At 39.7% G+C, this 7,026-nt stretch carries 5 protein-coding genes; 1 reads left to right on the top strand and 4 read right to left on the bottom strand.

Annotation, left to right across the window (positions count from 1 at the left end; translation table 11 throughout):
• Positions 1-269 precede the first annotated feature (269 nt).
• The 4 genes from tarQ to Q8865_10655 all read right to left on the bottom strand — a co-directional run bounded on the left by tarQ (position 270) and on the right by Q8865_10655 (position 6,473).
• Entirely contained in the window at positions 270-2,174 is a 1,905-nt protein-coding gene (tarQ, locus tag Q8865_10670; GenBank protein MDP4153879.1) for a (poly)ribitol-phosphate teichoic acid beta-D-glucosyltransferase TarQ, read from the bottom strand.
• Positions 2,175-2,393: 219 nt separating this feature from the next.
• Positions 2,394-3,881 (bottom strand): N-acetylmuramoyl-L-alanine amidase, encoded by a 1,488-nt coding sequence (locus tag Q8865_10665; protein MDP4153878.1) that lies wholly within the window; start codon positions 3,879-3,881, stop codon positions 2,394-2,396.
• Between the two features lie 87 nt (positions 3,882-3,968).
• The gene (locus Q8865_10660) at positions 3,969-6,122 is read right to left on the bottom strand and encodes a SpoIID/LytB domain-containing protein (GenBank protein MDP4153877.1); all 2,154 of its coding nucleotides are present in this window, start codon (positions 6,120-6,122) and stop codon (positions 3,969-3,971) included.
• Positions 6,123-6,149: 27 nt separating this feature from the next.
• A complete protein-coding gene (locus Q8865_10655; protein ID MDP4153876.1) occupies positions 6,150-6,473 on the bottom strand; it encodes a hypothetical protein in 324 nt (107 codons plus the stop codon).
• 212 nt (positions 6,474-6,685) lie between these two features.
• Here Q8865_10655 and Q8865_10650 point away from each other — a divergent pair.
• A partial coding sequence (locus tag Q8865_10650) for an LCP family protein (GenBank protein ID MDP4153875.1) occupies positions 6,686-7,026 on the top strand: 341 nt, incomplete at its 3' end.

The raw sequence follows: 7,026 nt of genomic DNA, 5'->3' as shown, positions 1-7,026 counted from the left end.
TCACGACTCACATTCATGCTTTTCTCTGCACTCACTGACACACACCTCACGATTTGTTTGGGATGTTATGATGACCTATGCCAGTCAGTTTAGCAGACGGATGTTAATTGGATGTAAATGGTATGTTAAGAAGTGTGAATTTGTTATTTTTTCTGACATTTATCCGTAAACTTTTTATTGTTTTAGACACTTTTTTTTAAAATTAAGCATATTGTTTAAAAAAAGAGACAAATCATTTTACTGATTTGTCTCTTTTCGTTGTGAAGCATTTAATATTGAAAATAAAACTTTGATTTAGAGGTTAACAGCTTGTATTGAACCTCAACCATTTTACTAAAGAATAACATGGATTTTCGTTCCACATTCCTTGTGTCCAGGACAATTGCTTGGTTATCCACTTTTGCACTGATTTTATTTTGAGAAGTGTTTATCGCAAATTCAATTAATCGCTCTTTCTTTACATGAGCTAGCTGTTCAAGCAAACTCTGCACGTTTACCGTCAATTTTGTGCAATTAGGCTCTAACTCTATACGTTTTACCGGTAATGAGATTTCAGACTGTCCGGTATTCACAATCATTTTTGAATGATTTGGCAAACAGATTTGCTTATCTTTAAAAATAAATGATAAATCTTTTGATTCAGTTTCATATGAAAGTTCTGCTTCTGTATAGGCATGTTTCTTTATATCAATCGAAAGATTATCGTAGTTCATTGTGAAATATGGTCTTGCACTGAAGACAAACAACGCATTATGCCCTAAATACATCGTGTTTGTTGAATACTTATACGCAGCACGCTTGTTTCCGATTCTCGCCCTTAATTTATAGCCATCTATTGACGATTCAATAAAGAAATCCCAAACGCCTAAATCTTCTTCTGCAGATGCCAGTTCATCAAACTTGCACTCAAATGTAAATGTTGAATTTTCATACTTAGCCGGCGCAATGTATTTTTCCGCCTTTGTATCGCGATGAACAAATACTCCTGTCAGAGATTGATTTTGATTCGTTTCATCATCCAACAATTTGTGTTTAATGGTTCCTTGAATGCTGAGGCTGTGATCACTAAATTCAATATTCTGCAGATAATGTTCAAGCTTATTTTTATAATTTACTTTTAATAACTCTTCAGAAATTGGATAGCGTTCTAAGCTCGGATAACGTGCAATTAAATCCCCGTTATTTACAACACAGAACTTTTTAATGTCTTGTTCTTCACGCTCATACTGGGTTAACCCCTGCAAATCATTATTCCGAATAAACAGCAGCCGCAATTTGATATGCGGAAGCACAAATTGGTCAGCCTCTTCAGGTACTGCATGAATAAATGAGGACAAATATTTAAACCATTCAGCTCTTTCTTCATCTGTCTTCATTTTTATTGTGACATTTTTTGTCCGCGAAAAATCGAAATGCCTGTTTAAAAATACTGCCATCAGTTTCGTTTTTCTTGCTTCTTCCAGATCACTAGCCTTGATAGCAGAGATAATATCTTCCATTGCTCCATAAAAGTTCTCTGGGGGAACATAAGCAACACTCATATGTTCACCGTCTCTTTTGACCAGATAGTAATAATCATAGTCAGCTGAAACAGAAATCTTCTTTGCTTTTAAATAAGCGTTCATTGTGAAGACCTGATCTTCCGCTGCTTTTATGTGAGTAGGGAAGGTAATTTTATTTTCTTTTAAAAGTGAGGCTTTAAACAGTTTTTGGGGTCCCAATGTGAAAACAATTTTGGAATCAACCAAATCAACATCCGGGTTCGTTTCCTTAAACATTGATTTGGGAACACCTCGGCCGTTTATCCCTTTTAACTTACCTAAAGTAATATCTGAATCATTCTCTTTTGAGAAATTGTACCATCTTAACAATGCTTCATTGCCTAGATAGTCATCGGAATCAACAAACAGGATGTATTCACCTTTGGCAATTTTTATTGCATCATTCCGCGGCGCACCTGGACCGCCTGAATTTACCGTTCTTTCAATAACAACTATATTTTCATATTTCTTTTTATATTGATTCAAAATGTCTAAAGATGAATCCGTAGATTTATCATCAACACATATAATCTCATAATCCTCTTTTGGCATCGTTTGATTAACTAAGCTGTCAAGACATTCGGAAATAAGATCTTCTGAATTATATACAGGGATAACAATGCTTATTTTCATCGATTACCTCACTACCCTAATGGATCGGTTATATTTTTGCCTGATAATTATATCAAAAACATCTGTCAATAAGAATAGGCCTAACCTTAAATTTTGTTAAACTTTTACATAGCATATGTGGTTTAAAATTTTTCTCATTTTATCGTATAAAAAAGCTTGCCGGCAATTCCTGATGGGTTCTGCCGGCAAGCCGCTATTGATGTCTACTAATTTAATCCCCTAATAATATCCAATGATTCCTTCATATATTGCTTGAGCTGCTTTTTCTTGATACAAAGCACTCTTTAACTTACTTGCGTCGTTCGCATTTGAAATGAACGCCAGCTCCGCTAAACTGCTCGGCATCGTTGATTCTCTGATGACATGGAAATTCCCGATTTTCACGCCGCGGTTTTGAGTATTGAGTGCTTTATAGAGTCTGTTTTGTATTTCTGTCGCAAGCCGTTTGCTGTTTTCTGACTCATATTTTGTATAATAGTAGGTTTCAGTACCGGTTGCTGCTGGGCTCGCTGAATTGGCGTGAATACTCACAAATAGGTTTGCATTATTGCTTTTTGCTTTTGCAACCCGCTCCGAAAGCTCTAAGAAAACATCTGTAGATCTGGCCATAATCGGAATGGCTCCACCATTGGAAAGTTTGCTGTTTACAAGCTTAGCAACGGCAAGGTTAACATCTTTCTCTTTTAAACCATTACCTACCGCGCCGCTGTCATACCCACCGTGTCCTGCATCCACAAATACCTTTTTGCCTACAATTACATTTTTAAGCTGGTTCACGACATTTGTTGTCACTGAAATAGTTCCCCCAAGAACTGTGAAGGTATTCTTGCTATTTGATCCGATGACTGTTCTTGTCGCAGTCGGCAATGAACCGGCGTCAGTAAATAGCATTGGGCGATTTTGCTTCGCCGCCAGCACAGAACCCGCTAAAGCATCTGCATATTGATAGCCATTGCTGACAAATGCAGCTTTTGATGAAGAATAATACTTTTTCGCTATGTTGGCAGCCACTTCAAAACGGCTGTTCCCGCCGATTCTTGTTGGTGATGGCAACTGGCTGTAAACGCTTTTTGAGACACTGATTTCTCCCCCGACCACAATAGTCGATGTTGTTCCTTTGCTGTTCATCGCATTTTTCGTTGGTTCGGGAATAGAGCTTGCAGTCGTCAGTAGAATTGGAATACCGTTACGGGCAGCATAAGAACCGATTGCCAGACTGTCAGCATATGCCATTCCATTTGCGATTACTGCTTTTGAATTTGAAGACAATTTTTTAGAAATATTTTGAGCAACTTCATAGCGGCTTCTTCCGCCGATCCGTTCCACATTGGAAATACCCAATTTTTTAATGTCGCTTACAACGTTGTTAGAAACACTGATCGTTCCGCCAATGACGATGACCTTGCTCGGTTTAAGCTGGCTGATTCTGTCTTTAGTCGGTGTAGTCAGTTTAGATGATTCCGTCAATAGAATCGGAGCATTGTATTTGTAAGCCAAAGGTGCAGCAGTTAATACATCTGCATACGCTGTTCCGTTTGCTATAACAACCGTGCCCGCACTGCTCCAGCCTTGTTTTGATACATTTACTGCAACCTCATATCTGCTTGCTCCATCCAGCCTTGTAACAGAGTTGGCCGCAAACGCATTTGGTACAAATAACACGACTCCTAGTATCAGCATAGGTATGCTTTTAAGAAAGATCCGCAAAGATAGTCCCTCCAAAGATTCATAATGATCCATAAATCAAATAACGAACAAAGGAGGCATCTCGCCTCCTTTGACTCTAACAATCTTTTAATAGCTTGATAGAGTTGTTCCCGGATAGTAAAAACTTAAAATTGTTGTATAAGATTGTCCAGCAGCTGCTCTGGCATTGGCTCCGTACTGACTCATGCCTATGCCGTGTCCGTATCCTTTACCGCTAATGAGAAAGGCGTTTGTATTGCTTGAGACAGAAGCATATGTACTCTTCATATTGGAAGCGCCAAGCATCGTTCTCAGCTCTGTTGCAGGTACAGTAATTGTTGCTGTTTTTTCACTGAGGCTTCCATTTGACAGGATATAGCCATTTGATTTTTCTTTCACGAAATATGAGAATGTGACGCTTGCTGTTTTCGGCCGCTGACCGGCAGTTTTCTCCGTGCTGAATTTCACACTGGATATTTTCGTGATTTTGATAGACTCGGCATTGCTGTATTTATTTTTAATAAACCAGCTTTTCAAACCGCTCAAATATGATGAGTTTGTTTCATTTTTAGAGCTCCACCATGAACCCGGGCTTTTCAGATTCAGACTGCTCTTATCAAGCTGGGTTTTATTTAAAGACAGAGACCAGCTGATTTGCGGGTCGTACGTATCTTTTTTGGCGATTAAATAAGGAAGCTGGCTGCTCCACACCTCGCCGCTCGCTTCTGTGTAGCCGCCGTTGCTTGAGGAATACGTAGCTGAAATCAAATTCCCATTGTATTTCAAAACTTTTCCTTTTGTAGCTTCGACCACTTCTGAAGTTTTTGAATTCCAGTCATATCCGCCATATACCTGAAAAGCGGTGGTGTCTTGTACTTCTTTTCCGGCCGAACTGATGGAATAAGTTCTCGCTGCGACAGCTTGGGCTTTAAGCGCTTCTTTCTGCCAGCTGGCCGGCATTTCATGAGGAACAACACCCTTTAAATAATCTTCAAAGGGGATATTCACATTGATTGGCCGAACATATTTGCCTGACTCTATTGTAAATTTCATGTTTCCGAGATATGGCGTTCCGTTCAGACTGATAGAATTTGTAGTTGCATACTTTTTAGGCTGTGCTGTAAAAGACGTTCCAAGCGTCTTGATTGCAGTACTGTTTTTATAAAGCACTAGGTTTCCGCCGGTTAACTTGACTGTATATCCAGTTCCTGCAAAAGTATCTGCCAGTTTGTTCTTTAGCGTATCACTGATGGAAATGCTTCCTCCAAGCAGCGCAAATGACTGAGTTCCTTTTGACGCTACTACATCAGCGACTGGTGACGGCAGGCTGCCTGATTCAACCAGCAGTAAAGGGCTTCCCTGCTTTGCTGCAAGCACAGATCCCGTTAATGCATCCGCGAATGTTTGGCCGTTTGACATAAATACCTTTGTTGCTTTCATATTTAATTCTTTAACGATATTGGCAGATACCTCATATCGGGAAACGCCGCCAATCCGTTTCACAGTTGCCTTCTTTTTTAATGCAGCTTCCACACCAGTGCTGACACTCAACGGACCGCCGACAATTGTAACCTTGCTTGGAATTTTGTAATCACTGCGGATGTTATTGTCTCCCGCAAGTAAAATCGGATAACCGTTCATTGCAGCATATGGCGCGATTGACAGGGCATCCGTAAAGACCATGCCTGTGGCCACTACTGCCTGGCTGTAATTCCCCATCCGATCGGCTATGTTTTTAGAAACCTCGTAACGGGTTGCTCCGCCAATCCGATCGATAGAACCATATTTTTTTAATGTATTTTCTACATTTTTAGAAACACTGATTGTCCCGCCAATGATGAGAATATTGTCAGGATTTAATTTTGCAATTTCGCTTTCTGTTTTTGGTGTTAGCGAATCTGCGTCTGTTAATAAAATCGGTGCATCGTACTTTTTGGCAAGCGGGGTTGCTGAGAGCGCATCGGCAAAAGCGTCCCGATTCACAATGACCACAGTCGTTGGATTTGTCCATCCGGCAGAGGCGACATTATTGGCAACATCAAAACGGGTTGCTCCTCCATATCGCTCCGTATCCGCAATTCTTGAGCCGGGAATTTCATATCCGCCTGTGATATCGACATCCAAACTTGATTTGCTGCCTACATAATTACTCAGCTTAACCGAAATGGTTTTATCAGCGGCTTTCGCAGTCTGCATAAACGCCGGACATGCTACAGCCGCCGCAGTGACTGACGATAGAAGCAAGAGCTTCATTTTTTTCAAAACATGGAACCCCCTAAGAGTTTTTTATTACTTTGTCTCAAGATCCTTAAGCATTAAAGCGCCATTTGAATCTTTTGTATATTTGACAACAACTTTTTGCCCTTCTGAAATGCTGTTCATTTTGTCCTGAAGGTCTGAACCAACCTGAATCGACGTCTCTTTATCATCAATAGTGACTGCAATTGTATGGCTGTCCGCCAAACCGGCAAAAGTGCCTTCCTTCGTTACTGTCTCTTCTGCAGTTGCATCCTGGCTGTCTGAATTTGTTTCTGCTCCTGATGAGTTCTGAGCTGTGCCGCACGCAGACAAAAGAAGCAGCATTGAGAACATTAAAATAGCAATTTTTTTCATTCCTATATCACCTCTCCACTTTTTATCGACAATTTTAAGCTTATTTTAAGATTTCTTTCAAAACAACGAAAAATTTTTGCGGATTTTCTTAAAATACCGAAACATTTGTTACAAGGAGCCGTCTATTGTAAAGAATCAGACAAATTTTAGTTGTTTTCAAATATTAAGAAACTTATAATCGTACTAGATTACAAAAAAGCGAGGACTTTATTATGAGAGCTGAAAAAAGAAAGAAAAAAAGAAAGGCATTACTTGTCATTTTAGCCATTGTGGCCGTATTTGTACTCGGAACTGGCGGCTATGCATACTACTTATGGCATAAAGCAGCATCAACCGTGGCAAGTATTCATGAAAGCATTGATAAATCGAAAAAGAGGGATAAAGAGGTCAGTATCAATAAAAAAGATCCTTTTTCTGTCTTAATCATGGGTGTAGATGAACGCGACGGCGATAAGGGCCGTGCCGATACGCTCATTTATATGACCGTTAACCCAAAAACGAATACAACCGACATGGTCAGCATTCCGCGTGACACGTATACAAAAATTATCGG

Source organism: Bacillota bacterium (assembly GCA_030705925.1).
Taxonomy (GTDB): Bacteria; Bacillota; Clostridia; order Oscillospirales; family Feifaniaceae; genus JAUZPM01.
The sequence above is the reverse complement of the archived record's forward strand: the minus strand, read 5'-3'. Positions and strand labels throughout refer to the sequence as shown.